Consider the following 19,700-nt stretch of genomic DNA (forward strand, 5'->3'; position numbering starts at 1 on the left):
CATGCCCAGGGCCCCTGCCATCCTCAGCATCAGCCCCTGGCTCTGCCGGGCTTCCGCACTGTCAAGGCGTTGTCGACAATTCCATAGATCGTTGACACGATGTCAACCAGGAATTAACAGCCCGCCGCGACCCGGCATCGTGCAGCGGGTTTACCTTAGTACGCAGCAACACAAGAGTTTGGGGTGAATCGCCCTACTGCCCCGCAACGCCCTGTCCCTAGTATTGACTCACCGCGCGGCGCCTGCAGGACTGCCGCGCGGTACCAGGCATACCCCGCCTGCCACGCATAGCCAGTGTCCCTGATTACCTCATCGAATCCAGCCGCTCACCGGGTGAACGGCTGCGGACACGGCTGCAAGAAAACATAGGAGACAACATGCTGCACGACCTGCCCGCCCGCCCCGAGACCGTCCACTGGGGCTACTTCGATGCCGCCAAGGCGCCCGCCCTGACCGTGAAAAGCGGCGACCTCATCCGCGCCGAAGCGGTGACCCACCATGCCGGCGATGCCCCCGACCTGATGATGGACGACGCCATTCGCGAGATCTTCCGGGCGATTCCCCACGACGACCGCAACCCCGGCGTGCACATCATGACCGGCCCTATCTATGTCGAAGACGCCAAGCCCGGCGACGTGCTGGAGGTGCGCTACCTGCAGATGATTCCGCGCTTCCGTTTCGGGGCGAATGCCGCGGCGCACTGGGGCCAGCTGTACAAAGAGTTCGAGAAGGAGCGGGTCACCATCTATGAGCTGGACCAGCGCTCCAACACCGCGCATGCCCTGTACGCCTTCGACTACCCCGGCAAGATGACCATCCCCGGCAAGCTCGTGGATGAGCGGGAATGCTGCCGGCAGCCCGCGCTGGCCGGTGTGCGCGTTCCCGTGCGCCCGCACCTGGGCACCGCTGGCGTCGCCCCCGACGCGCGCGGCCGCGTCACCACCGTCGAGCCCGGCCTGCATGGCGGCAATATCGACAACTGGCGCATCGGCGCGGGCGCCACCATGTACTACCCGGTCCAGGTCGACGGCGCGCTGTTCTCGATCGGCGACCCGCATATCTCGCAAGGCGACGGCGAGATCAGCGGCACCGCCATCGAGGCCTCATTGAACGTCCTGTTCCAGGTGGTCCTGCGCAAGGACTTCCACTTTCCGTCGCCGCTGCTGGAAACGCCGGATTGCTGGGTCGTCCATGGCTTCCACGAGGACCTGGACGAAGCCGGCAAGAACGCGGCCCGCGACATGATCCACCTGCTGACCGAGCAACAGGGACTCTCGCGCGACGATGCCTATTCGCTCATGAGCGTCTCGGCCGACTTCGGCGTGACGCAGGTCGTCGATGGCACCCAGGGCATCCATTGCACCATGCCGCGCTCGATCTTCCCGCCCAAGGACAAGGGCTGAGCCGTCGACTCAATACAAAGGGAGAGCGCCACATGCAATACGTCTACATAGGACGCAACGAGCTGGTTGCACTGATTGTCGGCCTGGTCACCGGCACGCTGTATTCCTGGCTGAACCTGCCGATCCCCGCGCCAAACGTCACCGGCGGGATCTGCGCCATCCTCTTCACCTACATCGGCTATCTGATCGTGCACGCATGGCGCAGGACCATCGCCTTCGGGCGGCCGCCGGAAAGCCGCTGAATCACGCGCAACTCATGAGATTGGGGAATGACATGGTGGAAATTGCATTGGGCAGCACCGAGCTGCAGGCCGCAGCCGTTGGCTTGGTGACTGGCGTTATCTACACTGCGGTACGTGCGCCGATACCGGCCCCGAACGTGCTCGGCGGGATCTTCGCCATCTTTGGCACGTTTGCGGGATTCGTACTGGTGGCCGCGATGCGGGGGCAGTTGCTGTTCGGCTAGCGGAGGGCCTGGCCTTCGCAGGAAATGCTTTGGATGCGCGGCGGACAGCAATGTCCGCCCGTTTTCGCTGTTGCAGCGTGATGCCAGGGAGGTTCAATTGCACCTTTTGCGTTTTTCCACCGAAGCCTATCCACACAACCGGCGCGGCGCAGCCTGGCGTGACGAACTCCGCGCCGCACGCCTGCATTGCGAAAGCCTGTGCGCCGATCACACCCTGCACGGCACAATCGAGTCGCGGACCACCCCCGCGGGCATCGAGCTGACCTGCATTGCATCGGTCCCCCAGACGCTGGCCATCACCAGCGGCGACGGCCGCGGCCTGATGCTGCTGATGCTGACCGAAGGCGAAGCGCACCTCGCTGCGCCGGAACTGCGTGAACCGCTGCGGCCGGGGCAGGTGGTCTGCGTGCCGGAACACGCCGCCCGCAGGCTGGCCCTGGCCACCAGCTTCCGCATGCTGATCGTGCATATCGGCCAGGCATTGCTGAGCGCACGCATCACGGCCCCTTTGCCTCGCTCCGCGCTGGTGCTGAGCGGCGACGCCGCGGAACTGTTTGCCCGCCTGCTCCAGTCCATGGCGGCCAGCTTCGACACCATCGTGTCCGCAAACGCCAAGGCCATCCAGCCCTTCGACAACACCATCACCGCCTGCCTTGACGCCGCGCTGGCCGACAGCCAGCCCAGCGCACCGCCGGACATGACGCCCTCGCGCGCGGCCGTCTTTGCGCGCGTCTGCAGCCGCATCGACGCACGCCTTGCCGAGCCGGAACTCAGCCTCGCCGCCATTGCCGCGGACGAGCGCATGTCGGCCCGCTACCTGCAGAAGCTCTTCGAGAAATCCGGCAGCAGCTTTTCCGCCTACCTGCGCACCAGCCGGCTCGAGCGATGCCGGGCCGACCTGGCGAACCACCAGTACGACAAGCTCTCGGTCTCCGACATCTGCTATCGCTGGGGCTTCAACGACCCTTCGCACTTCAGCCACGCGTTTCGCGAACAGTTCGGGATCTCGCCCCGCGCCTACCGTGAGCAGACCGCGAACACGCCCGAGCATCGCCCACCGCAGAATGTCTCCCGCGGGCTTCCGGCCAATGCGAAGCGGGCTCCCGCTAGCCATGGCGCGCCCGCGAACGATGGCCCTGCTGCGCGCCTGCAAGCGGCGCCCACCATCGTCCCCATCACCCAGGCGCGCTCGCACGCCGCCCGCCCGGAAGGCCGGCACCACTGGCTGCAGGCCACGGACAAGACCGTGCACTGGGGCTATCTCAGCCACGACCTGCCGCCCGTGCTTGAGGTCATGCCCGGCGACACCGTCACCATCGAAACCCTGACGCAGCACGCCTCTGACGACCGGGAACGCATGATCGACGGCGACGCCGGCGCCGAAAGCGTCTTTCACTGGACCGCGGAGCAGAAGAACGTCAACCGGCGCGGCGCGGGCCCCATCGATGCGTCGGTCTACGGCCGCGGCGCCGGCGAAGGCTTTGGCGTGCATATCTGCACCGGCCCGGTCGCGGTGCGCGGCGCCATGCCCGGCGATGTGCTGGAGGTGCGCATCCTGGACGTGCGCCCGCGCCCGTGCTGCAACCCGCGCTTTGCCGGCAGGGCCTTCGGCAGCAACGCCGCGACCTGGTGGGGCTTTCATTACCGCGACATGCTGACCGAGCCGCGCGAGCGCGAAGTGGTCACCGTCTTCGAGATCGATTGCGAACGCGCCGACAGCCGTGCGCGCGCGGTCTACAACTTCCGCTGGACGCCGCAGCGCGATCCGTTCGGCGTGCTGCACCCGACCATCGACTATCCCGGCGTGCCGGTCGACCACGACACCATCGTCAAGAACCACGACGTGCTGCGCGATATCGAGATACCGGTCCGCCCCCACTTCGGCGTCATCGCCGTGGCGCCGGCGCAGGACGGCCTCATCGACTCCATCCCGCCCTCAAGCTTCGCCGGCAACCTGGACAACTGGCGCGTCACCCGGGGCGCCAGCGTCTACCTCAGGGTAGCCGTGCCGGGCGCCCTGCTGTCGATTGGCGATCCCCATGCCTCGCAGGGAGACTCCGAGCTGTGCGGCACGGCCATCGAATGCTCGCTGACCGGTGACTTCCAGCTCATCCTGCACAAGAGCACCATGATCGATCGCGACGCTCCCTTCGCCGACCTGAGCTACCCGCTGGTGGAAACCGCCGACGAATGGATCCTGCATGGCTTCAGCTCACCCAACCACCTGGCTGAACTGGGCCAGATGGCGCAGAGCCACATCTACCTGAAGTCCACCCTGGACGACGCCATGCGCGACGCCTTCCGCAAGACACGCCGCTTCCTCATGTCGGTCAAGGGGCTGAGTGAGGACGAGGCGGTCGCGCTGATCTCTGTTGCGGTGGATTTTGGTATCACGCAGGTGGTGAATGGCAACTGGGGTGTGCATGCGATTATCAGGAAGTCGATGTTCAGCCGGAACTAGCAGGCTGTCGCTCGGCGCAAGACCTATATGCGTCTCCGACGCTGGCCGCGAGCGGCACCCTGCTGGGCTGTCCCGTGATCGACAGCGCAAGCGCCCCGGCTACTGCCGGCGCGGCGCTAGCCATGGCATCATCGGCGGAAGCCTAGGTTATTGGGGCGCGGACTGGGTGGTCGATCAAATGGAGTGAGATAAGTGCTCAAGAAATTGCGCGACATGTTGACTCACAGGCGTATCGCCGAGAAGCGGAATCGAGCCCTCCGAGCACGCTTCGGCCGCTCGCTGGAAGAATTTGCAAAGTTTATTTGTTCGCCCGCTAGATATGGTGCAAATAGCAGCGACTGAAAAGCGGCCTTCTAAGTACCCTGAGATTTCCAGCTTATTACCCGGAGCGCGCATAAATGCTTTTTACGCTCACTTTCAACTGGAGTCGAATAAGGTACATGAGTTTATCGAAGGCATTAAAAACGGATTCGATAAAATTGATGAGCACTTGTATATAAGACGCAGCGGCAATGAGGCTGGAGATTTTTTCACCTCCATTGCGTTCAGTAATGAGTTTTCTGGATCAATAGTATCAATGATGACCAACGATACTTCCGTATTCGATCGCATAGTAGTAGCCGACTCAAGTCCACCGCCTCCGTGGGTCGCCTTCCCGGAGATTAGCGAACCGCTTAAGCTGGGATTCCTGCAAGGCGACATTGAATATTGGTGGGATAACTATTGGTCTCCATTCTGGGAATCCTTAACCGCCGAAGAGCGCGAGGCATATTTAGGAAGGCACGGAGCCACCGAAGAATGGAAGCGTTGCATTTGGCTTCATGGAAGGGAGGCACGTGAGCTACTGGAAAGCGCGCTGTCTGAGAAGGATCAGGGATAGCATGACCTTCCGGCATGTTCCTGAAGGTGCGTCCGCAAAGCGAGCATTGCTCCTGAATTCCAATCGACCGATGACCGTCGAGCGCTTGATGAAGGAACTCATTTAAGAAGGGAGCAACCCCGCCGCCTGCCGGCCTTTCAGCAACCTGCCAGGCGCCAACACGCGCGGCCGAATGCTGCCTGTCGGCCCCTATAGTATCCTCGCGGGTTCCCCGACCCGTACGACGAGATTGATGCATCACACCGACGACGCCCTTCCCGAGCACGAATCCACCGCCATCCACGAGCCCCGCCTCTGGCGCGACAAGGGCTGGACCGCCCGCGTCATCAAGAACGAGGACGGCGACGGCTGGGCAGTCGAAATGATCCGCGACGGCAGCGCCGAGCCCGCGCTGGTCGGTCCCTGGACCATGGGGCGAAACAAGGTCGATCCCAAGCCGCTGGATGCCACTGCGCACCAGACGCTGGTCAAGACGGCTTCAGAGGTTATCCGGCGGCATGAGCAGCAATTGCATGCGCAGCTCAACAAGCAGGTCAGTATCGAGTCTGAATCCGGCACTGTGATTGTGAAGCTCGTCATTACGCCGGATGAATTCGAGCCCTTTGGCACGCTCACGGCTGAGGATTCCTTCGGCGATGTGCTGGCGACTGTGAAGGTGCGGCCCGACTTTCGGCTGACGCGGGACAGCGCAGAGCGTTGGGCTGCTGGTGGGTTCGACAGGATTCGCTAGGCAACTGCCTGACAGCGAAGCGCCGGAAGATTGCGAATCGTCTGATCGCCACAGACGACAGAGATGGGAACACTGGAGCCATCACCGAGACAACGGTGATCGGGCGTACCAACCCGGATCGTGTTACGGACGGCCGTGTCATGCGGCCAAGTTCGCGCGTCCACGTCTCCTCAGTTTATGGCGGGCCGGGCGGGGCAGCCGCAAGGCTGGCCGGATTACTCCGTTGACGACCGGTTTGGTACCCCCGCTGTCTGGCCCGCCACCCTTCATTTTCATCCATCAGGCGGGTCTTCCAACTTTGATAGGAGCTCGCAATGGAAGAGCAAACCGCATCGAAACAACAAACCGTCTTGATCGCCAATCCGGAAGATTGTCGCGAATCGCTGAATTGCATCAGCGCTGGATTGGACAGGGTACTAGTGCTGTTGGAAGTGGAAAGCGAATGTTCGGATGCTTGCTTTGGTATCCGGTGTCTGGTGGCGATGATTAAGGCGAAGTTTGACCGGACGGCGGGGGAGATTTGTCCGGTGGAGTGAGTGGGGATGCTGATGTGGCCGGGGGTGTTGCTCCGGCGGGATGGGATAACCGCAGCTTCGGCTGCGGTTATTTTTTTGGGGGACAGTACGAGGCTGGCTGGCCTGCAGGTGGCATGACACATGTCGGACAAGAGCGGTCGGTAGCAAGTGATAGCTTCCTGAGGTCGAAGTTTCGCCCACTGCGAACAGCCCCCCTGACCATTGAGTCCCTACGCCAGCATGGCGGCTCCTACTTTGCGCCGAGAAGAGTGCGAGTTCGTGCACCTGAACAACGAGCCATCTGGTAGCGTTTTGGCAATCGCTTTCAAGGTATTATTGTCATTGCGTAACGACAGCCGCTGCCAAGCGTTATCGGGCTTGCTCTGCCCTGAAGCCGCCGACCGTCTTGACGCCGGTACTGCAGTTCCAATACAGCTATGCAGATTTCCTCGGCGCACGAGATCAGCGCGCCATTCTCGGGTCCTAGAAGCTATGTACAATCTGTTGGTCACCGCCCTGGATGGCGCTTGGGATCGAACATTTTACGAGCTGCCTCGCAGTCGCTTCCTCGAATACACCAGCGACGAGGTTGCGGCGCGGTTTCGGGACCTGCAGAGCCCGCAGCTTCAGGCACTTCTCAAATTTCCCTGCCTCTTCACGTACGAAGGAACGGACAGCCCATTCTTTTTGGGAAAACTTTTGTCGGTTCGCGTCCGGGAGAGCCAGTTGCTCATCGAGTTTGAGATCGACCGCGTGACTGGGCCGATCTCGTTCGCACAGATAGAGCCAATTCACCCCCTGCTGGACATCCGCTCTTGGGAGATGCATCGGACGCACTGGGCCATCAAGGACGAGGATCTACTTGGCGCCTTGCGCCGCGTGGGGTTGGGGGAGCGGGCGACTCCCGCGCCGGAGGGAGGGCTGCCACCAACTCCGGCCGCACCGTTGTCAGTGGCATCAGTTGCACAGTTTGTCGAAACGGTTCTAGGCCTGCGCCACGGCAATAAGGAAACGTTCTATCGCGGACACTCGCACCGAACCCGGTATCGACTAGAGCCATCACTGTTTCGGAAAGACGACAAGGGCAACCCGAGGTATACCGATGCCGAAGACCGTATGTACCGGGAGCTCCTAGTCTCGAATTCCGGCGACTTTGAGGGCGACATCTACACACTCGACCGCCTCGTACGCATGCAGCACTACTCATTGCCTACACGCCTGCTGGACATCACGTCTAATCCCCTCATCGCGCTTTACTTCGCCTGCAAGAGTAATCCCGAGGATTCCGGCGAGGTGATTGTGTTCGCCATGGACAGCAAGCAGATCAAATATTTTGATTCGGATACTGCAAGCTGTTTGGCTAACCTGGCGCGACTTCCCAAGGTCGACAAGGAAAGTATTAATTTCGGCATCGATAACATCGACCAGTTCAATGAACAACTTTCGGTCAAACGTCTTCTGCATTTCGTGAAAGAGGAAAAGCCGTTCTTCGAGCCGCAGATTGATCCAAAGGACCTTCGACGCGTGATTTGCGTCAAGGGCAAGCACACCAACGACCGAATCGCATTTCAATCGGGAGCGTTTCTCCTTTTTGGGCAAGACGCCATTCTGGACGAGGCGGGCACTCCCGACATTGAAGTCCAGCGAATCGAGGTTACCGCAAAGATTGAGGTGCTCGCGCAACTGGATCAGCTCAACATTAACGAGAGCACCGTTTTCCCCTACATCGAAAACTCCGCAAAGTATATCGCGCAGAAGTATGCGTTCCGGTAGAGGATTGCCGGTTGGCGCACACACCCGAGCGTCGGCGTTGACCGGCAATCGCCCTTCTACTCGCGCAAGCTCACCATGGCGCCCGTATTGGGTCCAATAAGGACACCTAAATCGGACGAGTCGAAGCCATCGACCCCATCAAAGCTGCCATCCTAGGCAATCGCCCCACGTAGCGATGTGTCGGGGTAAGCGCGTTTACGCATTCCGTCTCTCTTTACAGCATTCATTGAATGCCCGTGCTTCCATCCGCCGCCGCGGCTACCCATCCCTTCCCGCGAACCAGCTTCCTTGTTTACGTAGCAATAGGTGCTGCGCAGACACTGTCTTCTAGGCAATCAGATTCCCAACTTCCTGCGCTGCTCGACCTTCTTGATGACGCAAATGAATTCATCCCGAAGTCTCATTTGCATCTCGCGAAGGGCTAGATCCAGGTCAATTTTCCAATGGCCTTTCTTACCGTGGTTCCTGCTCCTTTCAAGCTGCTCCAGATATTCGTTGGTCCGATTAGGTACGAGGTCCTCTCCCATTTTGAACGCACGACTAAAGCTGCCGTAGTTCATTCTCTCGTGCGTCATGCTGGAAAGGAAGTAAGCTTCATCCAGAACCTCCCAGGCGAGGCTGGAAAACTTCCCTAAGTTGGCTCGAATTTCCGCGAAGGACTGTACCTTAAACCGCGCTCCGTCGCCCCCGTTACTGATTGCAATCCCAAGATACATGAGCTTTTCATCAATAGCGCACACCACTATACCCCCGCTGAGCCCTGCATACGCGTAGCCCGGCGTGTGGCTGGGATTCTCGAACCACAGGCTGTGCTCATCGGCCGTGATGATGCCGCGAAATTGTTCTTGCTTAACCCTCGCCACCTGCTGAACTCCATCCTCAGTGTCGAGAAAGTCATAGGCGTTCATCTCTTCAGGATAGCCTGCCACTACGGCCGTGGCGCCATGCGCGGCAAGCGGGTCTTGTACAAATAGTTCCTCCTGATTCCAGTTCAGGTAATCGCTAAGCCCAAAAATCACCGGATTCATCTCGAGCAGGCCCACGTCCAACGGCAGTTCACCCTCGGGCGAGCAGTCGAAGTAGCGCATGGGCATTAGGAAGTCTTGAAGATCCGTCGGCTGCCTGTGACTAGCCGTAACCCAAAATGGGGAATCGTTGTCGTATCGGTTCTTCGTTGCGTTTCGGACGACGTGGCTTGGCGTAAGTACATAGACCGTGCCGCAGTTTATAAGTACAACTCCGGAACCAAACTGATAGAAGTGAGTAAAGTCGAATGAGCCAGCATTCGTCGACTGATTGATGCCAGTGAATAGGACACGTCGGACGACCCGTAGCATCCCGCTCCGTTCTATTTTCTTTGCCAGCCTGGGTGATAGCTTAGTAACCATGCTCAATTGTTGCACATGAAAAGATGCGCAAGCATATACCACTGCCGACTTGAGTCTCGCCGACGTGAATCCGTCGCAGGATTGGAATCTACCCTGCTTCCTCGATCGCCAGGATCGCTAAGGTGAGCGCTGAAGCGTATCGATTGGTTGCAGGCAAGGCGTCGTTCGATCGTGGATTTTTTATGGCGCGGGCCAATAGACTGACCTGCTGAACGGCCGATTCTTGCGATCCCGAAGACCGCCTACTTCCGATCGGACATTTAAACGGGCTAGCGGCTTTACTTTGGTTACTTTCCATTCTGCCATTAGCGGACCCGGCCTTCTCAACTCAAGCGGCCCTATGCGTTGCCAACGCAGATGAAGTAACTCAAACGTAAGTCCTTTAGATTATCTCGGACTGTCAGTTTTATTTCCTCGTTGTCACTCAGGTCTAATAGCCTCCGATCAACGAAGTTAGCTAGCGTATATTCCAGCGTTCCCAGTGTAAGTTTTGCAAGTTCACGAATGGTATCGAGCGCTTCCGTGAAGCCTTCCATAGGCGATTTTGGATTGGCAAGCCTAAACCAGGCATAGTTCGCCATTACATCCGATGTGGGAAACAGTGTGTTTGCAGATTTTTTCCCATGATAGATATCCACCTGCCAGTCGATCTCAGGATCTTTGATTGTGTCTATGACGTCGGTAAAGTCGGGATAGTGGAGGAAGTGCTTGTTGCGAGCCACTCTAATCCATTTTTCCTTCCTGTAATAGGCAAGGATCTCGTCCACTCTTGATCGGCCTACTTTTTCATCCTCAGGATCGAAACTGGACGCTATGAATTGGGGGAGCGGAGAGCTGTCGGTGGACAGTACGCGCTTGAATTCGAATAATTTCCCCAATAAAAGCCTTGCCAGGAAAGTCATCTGCATCATGTCCCCGGACTGCTGCGCTGCGTCGTCGCTAAGGCCAGACTGGGAAGCAATCAACGCCATCCGCTGGAGCCATGAAATCTCGTCGTGTACATGGCCAAGTAAGAGGAAACAATAGCGATCCACCTCTGACAACGAGTCGAACTTCTCTTTTGGGATGCGCTGACGATAGAGCGTAATAACCGGTTGACTCCCGATGACAGACTTATTTGAACTCGTCCGGCGGCGTCGCATCTTCATATGTCTATGGCTCAGTGGAGAACAGGTCCGCTTAACCGACACGCGGCATCTAATGTAAGACATTCTACACTTGACTCTTCGCACTTCTTGCGGCGGATGTTTCTACGCGACGGCCCTGTTCCAATCTCTGATAGGCCCCTCTTCAGCAAATCAACAAACGCGAAGACCGGTCTTGGAATCTGCAAAGGTCTGCTTTGGGTTGCGGATTCAACCGATCGATGCAACACACTGAAGACTGCGTAAGCAGCGGGAGTGTTGCAAATGAAACAAAGACGGCGGATCTACTATACGGAAAGCCAGAAGGCGTTGATGTGGGAACGGTGGCGCAAAGGTGAAACGCTCCATCAGATCGCACAATTGTTCGATCGGAGTCACTCTTCGATTCAGAGGATCCTGGCGGAGACCGGTGGTATCCAGCCCGTACAGCGCCACCGCTCCCGATTGGCGTTGACGCTTGCCGAACGAGAGGAGATTTCGCGCGCGGTAGTCGCCGGCCACTCCGAGAACACGAATGGTCTCTTGAGACAATACTTCCCAAAGGGAACCGATCTCTCGGTCTATTCGCAAGCCAAGCTCAAAGCCGTAGCGAGGCGGCTCAATGAACGTCCGCGCAAGACTCTAAACTTCGATACCCCGGCTGAACGCTTCCATCAAACCGTTGCATCGACCGGTTGAATCCGCAGTCGAAAAGCGACGACCGGCTCGCGACTGACAGAGGTCATCTGCTAGCCAGCAACCGACGATCAGCCGCCAGATGGTCGTCTTTCGATTCAGGTCATCGACAGCAATTCCACCCCAAGAAGGTCAGTCCCGTATGAATTGTCAATCGCACAGAGCCAATTGCCTTCTGCCTCCCCTTCTGAAGACGTACGTCGCACGTCTGGTCGTGGCCTCGGAAGCATCCGTCGCATCGAGCAAATTGAGAACCGTGCCACCATAGAATCGTCTTCTGGATCTATCAGCGCTTCCTGCTCTTAAGCTAGGCTAGCCTGCCCCCCCTGCTTCCCGGGAGGGCACCGCAGGCGGAACCAAGGACAAGCACAAATATAAGGGATGAGACCCCGGAATATGAGAGCAACAACAATGATGCGATCCATCAGTTGCGCCCGGACACTGACACTTGCCGCGGGCAGGCTCGCAGGGACGTCGATCTGCGCAGCCGTGGAGAATGTGGCCGCGAACGCAGACGCGATTTATCTCAACGGCAAGGTACTGACGGTGGACGCCAACAACCGCACCAAGCGGTAGCCGTACGCAACGGCCGCATCCAGGCGGTAGGACACAGGAGGGGCATCAAGGCACTGGCCGGGCCGGGCCGGGCCGGGCACAAGGGTGGTCGATCTCAAAGGAAAAACCCTGATTCCCGGCTTCGTCGACGCGCACAGCCATTTCCTGGCGACCGGTGCCGCGGAGGCGTTCTCCGTCGACCTGTGATTCTGGCATCGTTGCGTGGCCTTGCCGTACTACCTTTACTGTCTGCGGCCACCCTGGCACAGCGGCATGCCGCATTGGAACAATTCGGCTCGCGATCCGAGTTCCCTGCTTCGCCGCTTAGCCAGAACCGCTTCGCTCCATTTTGATCGCGTCTCTCATCCCTTCCACGCGTCCGGCGCATTGCACCGGACGTAGCCTATACCTCAATATCCGCGTGCTGGATCAATGATGTTCTCCGGCGATTCGCCGGCAGAAACCCGAACAATATTCTCCGCAATCTGCCTCGCCGCAGACGACGGAATCGCCACCGAAGCCAGGTGGGGTGTGATCAGTACATTGGGCATGCTCCACAGCGGATCCCCGGCAGGCAAAGGTTCGCGCTCGAAAACGTCCAGGGTTGCCCCGCCGATGTGGCCGCTTTGGAGCAGGTCCGTAAGCGCCGCCTGATCGACCAGTGCGCCCCGCGCAACGTTGATGAAGGCCGCGCCTCGCGGCAGCCGCTGGAGTCGCGCGCGATCCAGGATGCCAGCTGTCTGCGGCGTGAGCGGCAGCATCACGACGACGATGTCCGCCTGTCCGAGCACGGTGTCGAGCGTTTCCAGTCCGGCAAAGCATTCCACGCCTTCGATCTGCGCCGGGCTGCGCGACCAGCCGATCACCTTGAGCCCCTGGCGCTGCAGTTCGTGGGCCGCTTTTGCGCCCAGTTGACCGAGCCCCAGAACCGCCACGCGGATGTCTTCCGGAGAACGGGGATGACGGTAGGCCCACTCACCCCGCCGCTGCGCCTGCTCGAAGTACGGGATGTCCCGGGCGTGCCGCAGCACGGAGAACAGCACGTATCCCGCCATCATGCGCGCCATCTGCGGGTCCGTGAGCCGCGTGATGGGAATGCCTTGGGGAAGATCCTGCCGCTGGACCAGTGAATCAACCCCCGCTCCCAGATTGACGATCAGGCGCAGGTTCGTCATTTCGGCAAAGAAATTCTCCGGCGGTTTCCAGGCGAGCGCGTAGTGAATGTCGGCTGGCCGGGTGATTTCGCTGGAGTGAATGACTTTCAGGTTCGGGAGCTGGGCCTGGAGCGCGCGCTTCCACGTGTCGAAATCGTCGAAGGCGCTGTAGAAAGCCAGCGCGCCCGAGGGGGTGTCTTCAGAAATTGGCATCTTGGCAACTGCCTTGAGAATAATGGCAAGGACGGCAGCGAGAGTACATCCTGCTGCCGTTCCGGGTGCGCATGGAAATCAGACCGCTGCTCTGCCCTTCTGCACCAGCCGCGTGACGGCCTCGATGGCGAATTCGTAGCCGTCGCCGCCCAGCCCGGCGATCACGCCATCCGCCACCTTTGAGATGTAGGAGTGGTGGCGGAACGGCTCGCGCTTCCAGATGTTGCTCATATGGGTTTCGATGATCTTGCCGGGGAAAGACAGCAAGGCATCGAGGATCGGAATCGACGAGTAGGTCAGGCCGGCCGCATTGATGATGATGCCGTCCGCCACGCCGCGCGCTTCCTGGATCCAGTCGACCAGCTGTCCCTCGTAGTTCGACTGCAAAAAGCGCAGGTCGGCATTCAGCGACGCGGCCTTTTGCTCGCATCGTGACTGAAGCACCGGAAAGCTGTCGCTGCCGTAGGTCTTGTTGGCGTCCAGGCCATAAAGATTGGCGTTGGGGCCGTTCAGGAACCAGATGGTGATCTTCTCGCTCATGTTCTGACCTCTGTTATCTCAACCTTCGTGGGGGCGCGTGGCCAGCATGGCGGGCAGGCTTTGGAAAGCCTCATTCCAGCGTGCCGCGTTGCCGTATCGGGCGCGCCAATCGAGTTCGGGAAAGCGGAAGTCCAGATATCCCAGCGCGCAGCCAATGGTGATTTCACCGATGGTGGGCTGTTCTTCCACCAGGTCCGGTGCGATGGCGTCGATTGACTCGAGGCAGGCGCTGACTTTCGTCAGCAGCGCTTCGCGCCACGTGGGCCACTGGACTTCCTCGGGGCGCGCGGTCCGTTCGTAGCGCGCGAGCAGCGCGGCGTCGAGCAGGCCATCGCCGAGCGCCTGGCGGGTCAGGGCCGTCCACCGCGCGGGGCCGGAGGCGGGAAAGATGTCCGCGGCGTCTGCCCGGCTGGCCAGGTACTCGCAAATCACCCGGCTGTCATAGACGGCCTGGCCATTTTCGAGGAGCAGCGTCGGGACTTTGGCGAGGGGGTTGTGGGCCGCGATGCGCGGGTCGCGCCGCACCGGATGGGCGGCGCTGTCCAACAGCTCGATGGATCCGGCCTGCCCCGTCAGGTGTGCGCAGACCATGACCTTGCGCACGAATGGCGAGGTCGGAGCGAAAAGAAGTTTCAGCATGCTTGATTGGATGACAGGCTCTAGGGGATCAGGACCAGCTTGCCGAAGACCTTGCCGCTTTCCAGCATCTGGTGGGACGCGACCGCCTCCGCGAGCGGGAAGGTGGCGTGGATGCGCGGCTTGACCCGTCCGTTTTTCAGCAGCGGGATGACATGGCGGGCAAGGCTCTGGGCCATCCGGGTCTTTTCGTAATGGCTCTGGGGGCGCATGGTGGACGAGTGCAGGCTCACCTGGCGCTGCATCAGCGTCAGCAGTTCGACATTGACCGCCGAGCCTTGCATGAAGGACAGGCTGACATGGCGGCCGCCGAAGGCCATGGCGGCAAGATTGCGGCGGACATAGTCGCCGCCGACGATGTCGATGACCACGTCGACCCCGCGCCCATCGGTGTACTCCAGGCAGGCCTTGGTGAAATCGGTGGTAGGCCAGCAGATCGTCGCATCGGCGCCCATGGCGCGCAGTTCCGGAAAACGGCTTTCGTCGTTGTCCGTGGCGATGACGGTTGCGCCGGCGGCATGCGCCATCCGGATCGCGAGCGTGCCGATACCGCCGGCTGCGCCGTGGATCAGGACGGTTTCACCCATGGTCAGGCGGCCCAGCTCGAACAGGTTGTGCCACACGGTGAACAGCCCCTCGGGCAAGGCGGCCGCCTCAACATCGGAAAGCGTGCCGGGAACGATGAAGGACTGATCGATCGGCGCCGTACACCACGGCGCATAGCCGCCGCCGGGTACCAGGCTCATCAGCCGCTGACCCATCAGCTGACTGTCCACACCGGGACCGCAGGCGACCACTTCGCCGCAGACTTCCAGGCCGAGCACGTCGGTGATTCCGGGCGCGGGCTTCGCGATACCTTGACGCTGCATGATGTCGGGCCGGTTGACGCCGGCGGCAAGCACGCGCAGCAGGACTTCGCCAGCACCGGGCTCGGGCATGGGGCGCTCGGCCAGCGTTAGCACACCGGCGTCGCCGGGTTCACGGGCGATGATGGCTTGCATGGAGCGGGGAAGACTGGTCATGTGTGTGTTCTCTCAGGCGGCGTTGTCTGACGCGTTGTGTCATGCCTTCGCGATGCGAGCTAGCATCTGTTCTTACGTCCGCTTCTGCGGACTGAAAATGCTGACGCCCTCATCGGGCAGCGCAAGTCCCGCGACCGAGCCGATGGGCCATTGCTGCATGGCGCCCAGGCCTGCACTGCGCACCGTGACGACCTGACGGGCCGTCATCGGAATGTCCACGTCGATGAACGTATTGATGTGATCGCCCTGGTAGACGTGATTGATCACCGTGCCACTCAACACCGATTCGGCATGCAGATGCTCAAGCTTGATGTGCTCCGGGCGCACGTACACGTCCAGCCTTTCCCCGTCGTGCGATGCGTCGGCCAGGCGGGCATGCGGGAAGCTGATGAGCCCCGAGCCCAGGCGCAGTTGCACATCCGTTGCCGTCTGGCCGTGATAATGCGCCGGCAGTATGTTCACGTCGCCCAGGAAGGACGCCACGAACGGGTCTTGCGGGTTCTGATACAGATCGGCCGGCGATGCGATCTGCCGAATGGTGCCGTTCGACATCACCGCGATCCGGTCGGACATGGCCAGCGCCTCGCCCTGGTCGTGGGTGACGAATACTGTGGTCAGGCGCAAGCGGCGCTGGATTTCCCGGATCTCTACCTGCATGGAGCCGCGCAGGTTCTTGTCCAGGGCCGAGAAGGGCTCGTCCAGCAGCAGTACCTTGGGCTGGATCACCAGCGCCCGCGCCAGCGCCACGCGCTGCTGCTGGCCGCCCGAGAGTTCGCGCGGCTTGCGGTGCCCGAGGCCGTCCAGCTTCACCAGGTCCATCACCTGCTTCACGCGCTGTGCGATTTCGTCCTTGCCCACGCCCCGCATGCGCAGGCCATAGCCGATATTGCGCTCGACGGTCATGTGGGGAAAGAGCGCGTAGTTCTGGAAGACGATGCCGATCTGCCGCTTGTGCGGCGGCTCGCAGGTCACCGGCTGGCCATCGATGAAAATCTCGCCGGTGTCGGCTTCCGCAAAGCCGGCGATGAGGTTGAGGAGCGTCGTCTTGCCGCAGCCGGACGGGCCCAGCAGGGTGAGGAATTCCCCGCGTCGTATCTTCAGCGAGAGCTCGTGCAGCACGGTGTGGTCGTGATACTTCTTGACCACCCGTTCCAGGCTGACTGCGGTATCGGGCTGTGCGTGGGGTTGCTGTGCGGCAGGCTCGGAGTTGGCTACGTTCATAGGTGTACAGAGATTGAGGAGTATGCCGTGCTCCAGGCTTGGGCCCAATGACATCGAGGCCGAGCTGGTTCTGGCAAGCAGGATAAGTCAAACAGCCAGTATCGGGACTTTGCCGAAACTGATGCGGTCCCTCGGAAAAAACGAAATGCCCGTTTTCAGGCGCAGGCGGCGCGGATGCGATGGCCGGGAACGCCTTGTGGTGCGCGGGTGCGGGGGGCAGTGCCGAGCCCTTCGGCCCGCGCTTTACTTTTTCCTAAGTGCTGAGTTTGAAAAACGTGATTTTCAAACGAGGTCGGCTTCATCAAACTGGCCAACGTCGATGAGCGATGTCTCCAGGGCGCCAGTACGCCTTGCCGTCGAAGCTTCCGTGCCGGGGCGACTGACCGGGGCGATCATTCTTAGGAAATTCAAATGTCAGTGGAAAAAATCAACACCGTGGTGGTCGGTGCTGGCCAGGCGGGCATCGCGATGAGCGAGCATCTCGCGCACATGGGTGTGCAGCATGTCGTGCTGGAACGCAGCCGAATCGCAGAACGCTGGCGCTCGGAACGTTGGGATTCTCTGGTCGCGAATGGACCGGCCTGGCATGACCGTTTTCCCGGGATGAAATTCGAGGGCATCTCGCCGGAGACCTTTCCGTCGAAAGAGCGCATGGCGCAGTATTTCGAGAGCTATGCCGCCATGCTGAAGGCGCCGGTCCGTACCGGCGTGGAAGTCAGGCAGGTGGAACGGCATCAAGGGCGTCCCGGATTCAGGGTGACGACTTCCGACGGCATCATCGAGGCAGACAACGTGGTTGCCGCAACCGGCCCGTTCCAGAAGCCAGCCTATCCGAAGATCGTGCCTGAGAGCGAAAAAATCCGGCAGCTGCACTCCTCGGCCTACAAGAATCCGGGCCAGTTGGCGGAAGGCGGGGTGCTCGTGGTGGGCGCGGGCGCTTCCGGCTCACAGATTGCCGAAGAGCTGCGCCAGGCCGGCAAGACGGTTTATCTCTCGGTCGGCGAGCATTACCGCCCGCCGCGCGCGTACCGTGGCCGTGACTACTGCTGGTGGCTGGGCGCCCTCGGCCTGTGGGATGAAGTGAGGATCCGGCCCAAGAAGGCGCACGTCGCTTTCGCCGTGAGCGGCTATGAAGGCGGCAAGACCGTCGATTTCCGGCGCCTGGCGCACGCGGGCATCAACCTGGTCGGCCTGACCCAATCCTACAAGGATGGCGTCATGACATTCGAGCCAGGCCTGCCCGAGAACATCGCCGAAGGCGACCGCGCCTACTTCGACGTGCTGCGCGAAGCGGATGCCTATATCGAAGAGAATGGCCTGCCGTTTCCGCCGGAACCTGACGCCTGGGAGCTGCTGCCGGACCCGGAGTGCCTCAAGCACCCGATCCTCAACCTCGACCTGGCTGAAGCCGGCATCACCACGATCCTCTGGGCGACCGGTTTCAAGTTTGATTTCAACTGGCTGAACGTGAAGAATGCCTTCGACGAGAAGGGCGATCCGTTCCACAAGCGCGGCATCTCCGCGGAAAGCGGCATCTATTTCCTGGGCCTGCCGAATCTGGTCAACCGGGCGTCGTCCTTCATCTATGGCGTCTGGCACGATGCGAAATACATCGCTGACCATATCGTGCTCCAGAACGGATATATGACGTATGAGCGGTCTTGAGCCTGTTCCTGAGGCTGCACGGTGACCTGTCATTGGTAACGAGGTTGCACGCACGAGCTGCCGGATCGGGCGATCCGGCAGCTTTTTGTTTTTTTCAAGGGAGTCCCCATGGCCGAGATGACGTGCATTGAAGACCTGCGCAGCCTGGCGAAAAAGCGCGTGCCGCGCATGTTCTATGACTATGTCGACGGCGGTTCGTGGACCGAATATACCTACCGTGCCAACGAGGCGGATTTTCAGCGTATCGAATTCCGCCAGCGGGTGGCGGTGGACATTACCGAGCGCAGCACCACCAGCACCATGGTGGGCCAGCCGGTCAGCATGCCGGTGGCGATCGCGCCCACCGGGTTGACCGGCATGCAGCACGCCGATGGAGAAATCCTGGCCGCGCGCGCGGCGAAGCGGCACGGCATCCCGTTCACCTTGTCCACCATGAGCATCTGCCCGATCGAGGCGGTGGCGGAAGCGACCGGGCGCCATCCGTTCTGGTTCCAGCTGTACGTGCTGCGCGACCGGACCTTTGTCGAAAGCCTGATCGACCGTGCCAGGAATGCCAATTGTTCGGCGCTGGTGGTCACGATGGACCTGCAGGTCTTCGGCCAGCGGCACAAGGACAAGAAGAACGGTCTGTCCACGCCGCCCAAGCCGACCCTGCGCAACCTTGTGAACATGGCGAGCAAGCCGCGCTGGTGCATGGGCATGCTGGGTACCAGACACCGTCAGTTCGGCAATATCGTCGGGCATGCCAGGGGCGTCGACAATATCGGGGCGCTGGTGGAGTGGACTCAGGAGCAGTTCGATCCGCGTCTGTCCTGGCATGATATTGAATGGATCAAGAAGCGGTGGGATGGGAAGCTGATCGTCAAGGGCATCCAGGACCCCGAGGATGCACGGCTGGCGCTGGCAAGCGGCGCCGATGCCATCATTGTGTCGAACCATGGCGGGCGCCAGCTGGACGGCGCCGCGTCATCGATCTCCACATTGCCGCGCATCGTGGAAGCGGTCGGGGATCGGGTGGAAGTCCATATGGATGGCGGCATCCGCTCGGGCCAGGATGTGCTCAAGGCCATCGCGCTCGGGGCGCGTGGCACGTATATCGGCCGCGCCATGATGTATGGCCTGGGCGCCCTCGGCGAGCAAGGCGTGACCGCGGCCTTGAGCATCATTCAGAACGAGCTCGATCTCTCCATGGCGTTTTGCGGCAAGACGGATATCCAGTCGGTCGATCGCAGCATCCTGCTGACTTCATTTTGACAGC

Annotated in this window: 19 protein-coding genes and 2 pseudogenes; 14 read left to right on the forward strand and 7 right to left on the reverse strand. The window is 60.6% G+C overall.

Features of this window, described 5'->3' with window-relative positions:
* Positions 1-377: 377 nt before the first annotated feature.
* The 8 genes from AC3WQZ_RS22625 to AC3WQZ_RS22660 all read left to right on the forward strand — a co-directional run bounded on the left by AC3WQZ_RS22625 (position 378) and on the right by AC3WQZ_RS22660 (position 8,228).
* Positions 378-1,403, forward strand: coding sequence for an acetamidase/formamidase family protein (locus AC3WQZ_RS22625; RefSeq protein ID WP_010812531.1), 1,026 nt, complete (start codon positions 378-380; stop codon positions 1,401-1,403).
* Positions 1,404-1,435: 32 nt separating this feature from the next.
* A complete protein-coding gene (locus AC3WQZ_RS22630; protein ID WP_010812532.1) occupies positions 1,436-1,645 on the forward strand; it encodes a XapX domain-containing protein in 210 nt (69 codons plus the stop codon).
* A 32-nt stretch (positions 1,646-1,677) separates the two neighbouring features.
* Positions 1,678-1,869, forward strand: a complete 192-nt coding sequence (locus tag AC3WQZ_RS22635; RefSeq protein WP_010812533.1) for a DUF1427 family protein — start codon at positions 1,678-1,680, stop codon at positions 1,867-1,869.
* A gap of 97 nt (positions 1,870-1,966) precedes the next feature.
* A complete protein-coding gene (locus AC3WQZ_RS22640; protein ID WP_492301296.1) occupies positions 1,967-4,330 on the forward strand; it encodes an acetamidase/formamidase family protein in 2,364 nt (787 codons plus the stop codon).
* 289 nt (positions 4,331-4,619) lie between these two features.
* Entirely contained in the window at positions 4,620-5,210 is a 591-nt protein-coding gene (locus tag AC3WQZ_RS22645; protein ID WP_492301298.1) for a hypothetical protein, read from the forward strand.
* A gap of 232 nt (positions 5,211-5,442) precedes the next feature.
* Positions 5,443-5,940 carry a hypothetical protein gene (locus tag AC3WQZ_RS22650; RefSeq protein WP_436224108.1) on the forward strand — a complete coding sequence of 166 codons (498 nt, stop codon included), beginning with the start codon at positions 5,443-5,445 and terminating at the stop codon, positions 5,938-5,940.
* A gap of 314 nt (positions 5,941-6,254) precedes the next feature.
* The gene (locus AC3WQZ_RS22655; protein WP_041687977.1) at positions 6,255-6,476 is read left to right on the forward strand and encodes a DUF1484 family protein; all 222 of its coding nucleotides are present in this window, start codon (positions 6,255-6,257) and stop codon (positions 6,474-6,476) included.
* Between the two features lie 471 nt (positions 6,477-6,947).
* On the forward strand, positions 6,948-8,228 hold the full coding sequence (locus tag AC3WQZ_RS22660) for an FRG domain-containing protein (protein ID WP_492301300.1): 1,281 nt from the start codon (positions 6,948-6,950) through the stop codon (positions 8,226-8,228).
* Positions 8,229-8,563: 335 nt separating this feature from the next.
* On the opposite strand, the gene AC3WQZ_RS22665 is transcribed toward AC3WQZ_RS22660, so the two are convergent.
* A complete protein-coding gene (locus AC3WQZ_RS22665) occupies positions 8,564-9,316 on the reverse strand; it encodes a hypothetical protein (protein ID WP_492301301.1) in 753 nt (250 codons plus the stop codon).
* Between the two features lie 638 nt (positions 9,317-9,954).
* A complete protein-coding gene (locus tag AC3WQZ_RS22670; RefSeq protein WP_492301302.1) occupies positions 9,955-10,764 on the reverse strand; it encodes a hypothetical protein in 810 nt (269 codons plus the stop codon).
* 261 nt (positions 10,765-11,025) lie between these two features.
* Here AC3WQZ_RS22670 and AC3WQZ_RS22675 point away from each other — a divergent pair.
* From AC3WQZ_RS22675 to AC3WQZ_RS22690, 4 genes and pseudogenes are all read left to right on the forward strand, one after another.
* Positions 11,026-11,265 (forward strand): annotated as a pseudogene (locus AC3WQZ_RS22675) (IS30 family transposase); the annotation flags it as partial.
* A pseudogene (locus AC3WQZ_RS22680) lies at positions 11,257-11,439 on the forward strand (transposase); the annotation flags it as partial. The pseudogenes AC3WQZ_RS22675 and AC3WQZ_RS22680, both read left to right, overlap by 9 nt.
* Before the next feature lie 408 nt (positions 11,440-11,847).
* Complete coding sequence (locus AC3WQZ_RS22685) at positions 11,848-12,012, forward strand: hypothetical protein (protein WP_492301303.1); 165 nt, start codon at positions 11,848-11,850, stop codon at positions 12,010-12,012.
* 84 nt (positions 12,013-12,096) lie between these two features.
* On the forward strand, positions 12,097-12,198 hold the full coding sequence (locus AC3WQZ_RS22690; RefSeq protein ID WP_492301304.1) for an amidohydrolase family protein: 102 nt from the start codon (positions 12,097-12,099) through the stop codon (positions 12,196-12,198).
* 203 nt (positions 12,199-12,401) lie between these two features.
* On the opposite strand, the gene AC3WQZ_RS22695 is transcribed toward AC3WQZ_RS22690, so the two are convergent.
* The 5 genes from AC3WQZ_RS22695 to AC3WQZ_RS22715 form a co-directional block, all read right to left on the reverse strand.
* Positions 12,402-13,358: a 2-hydroxyacid dehydrogenase gene (locus tag AC3WQZ_RS22695; RefSeq protein ID WP_492301306.1), complete on the reverse strand. Its 957-nt coding sequence runs from the start codon at positions 13,356-13,358 to the stop codon at positions 12,402-12,404.
* A 78-nt stretch (positions 13,359-13,436) separates the two neighbouring features.
* Positions 13,437-13,898: a type II 3-dehydroquinate dehydratase gene (locus tag AC3WQZ_RS22700; protein ID WP_010812539.1), complete on the reverse strand. Its 462-nt coding sequence runs from the start codon at positions 13,896-13,898 to the stop codon at positions 13,437-13,439.
* An 18-nt stretch (positions 13,899-13,916) separates the two neighbouring features.
* A complete protein-coding gene (locus AC3WQZ_RS22705) occupies positions 13,917-14,537 on the reverse strand; it encodes a glutathione S-transferase (protein ID WP_492301307.1) in 621 nt (206 codons plus the stop codon).
* A 20-nt stretch (positions 14,538-14,557) separates the two neighbouring features.
* Positions 14,558-15,556, reverse strand: coding sequence for an NAD(P)H-quinone oxidoreductase (locus AC3WQZ_RS22710; protein ID WP_492301308.1), 999 nt, complete (start codon positions 15,554-15,556; stop codon positions 14,558-14,560).
* A gap of 72 nt (positions 15,557-15,628) precedes the next feature.
* On the reverse strand, positions 15,629-16,777 hold the full coding sequence (locus AC3WQZ_RS22715; RefSeq protein ID WP_492293988.1) for an ABC transporter ATP-binding protein: 1,149 nt from the start codon (positions 16,775-16,777) through the stop codon (positions 15,629-15,631).
* Between the two features lie 411 nt (positions 16,778-17,188).
* Between AC3WQZ_RS22715 and AC3WQZ_RS22720 the strand changes: the two genes are divergently transcribed.
* Both AC3WQZ_RS22720 and AC3WQZ_RS22725 read left to right on the forward strand, forming a co-directional pair.
* Positions 17,189-18,442, forward strand: coding sequence for a flavin-containing monooxygenase (locus tag AC3WQZ_RS22720; protein WP_439669669.1), 1,254 nt, complete (start codon positions 17,189-17,191; stop codon positions 18,440-18,442).
* 108 nt (positions 18,443-18,550) lie between these two features.
* Positions 18,551-19,696 (forward strand): alpha-hydroxy acid oxidase, encoded by a 1,146-nt coding sequence (locus AC3WQZ_RS22725; RefSeq protein WP_492301309.1) that lies wholly within the window; start codon positions 18,551-18,553, stop codon positions 19,694-19,696.
* The last annotated feature ends 4 nt before the right edge of the window (positions 19,697-19,700 follow it).

This window comes from Cupriavidus sp. FW305-26 (assembly GCF_058787975.1).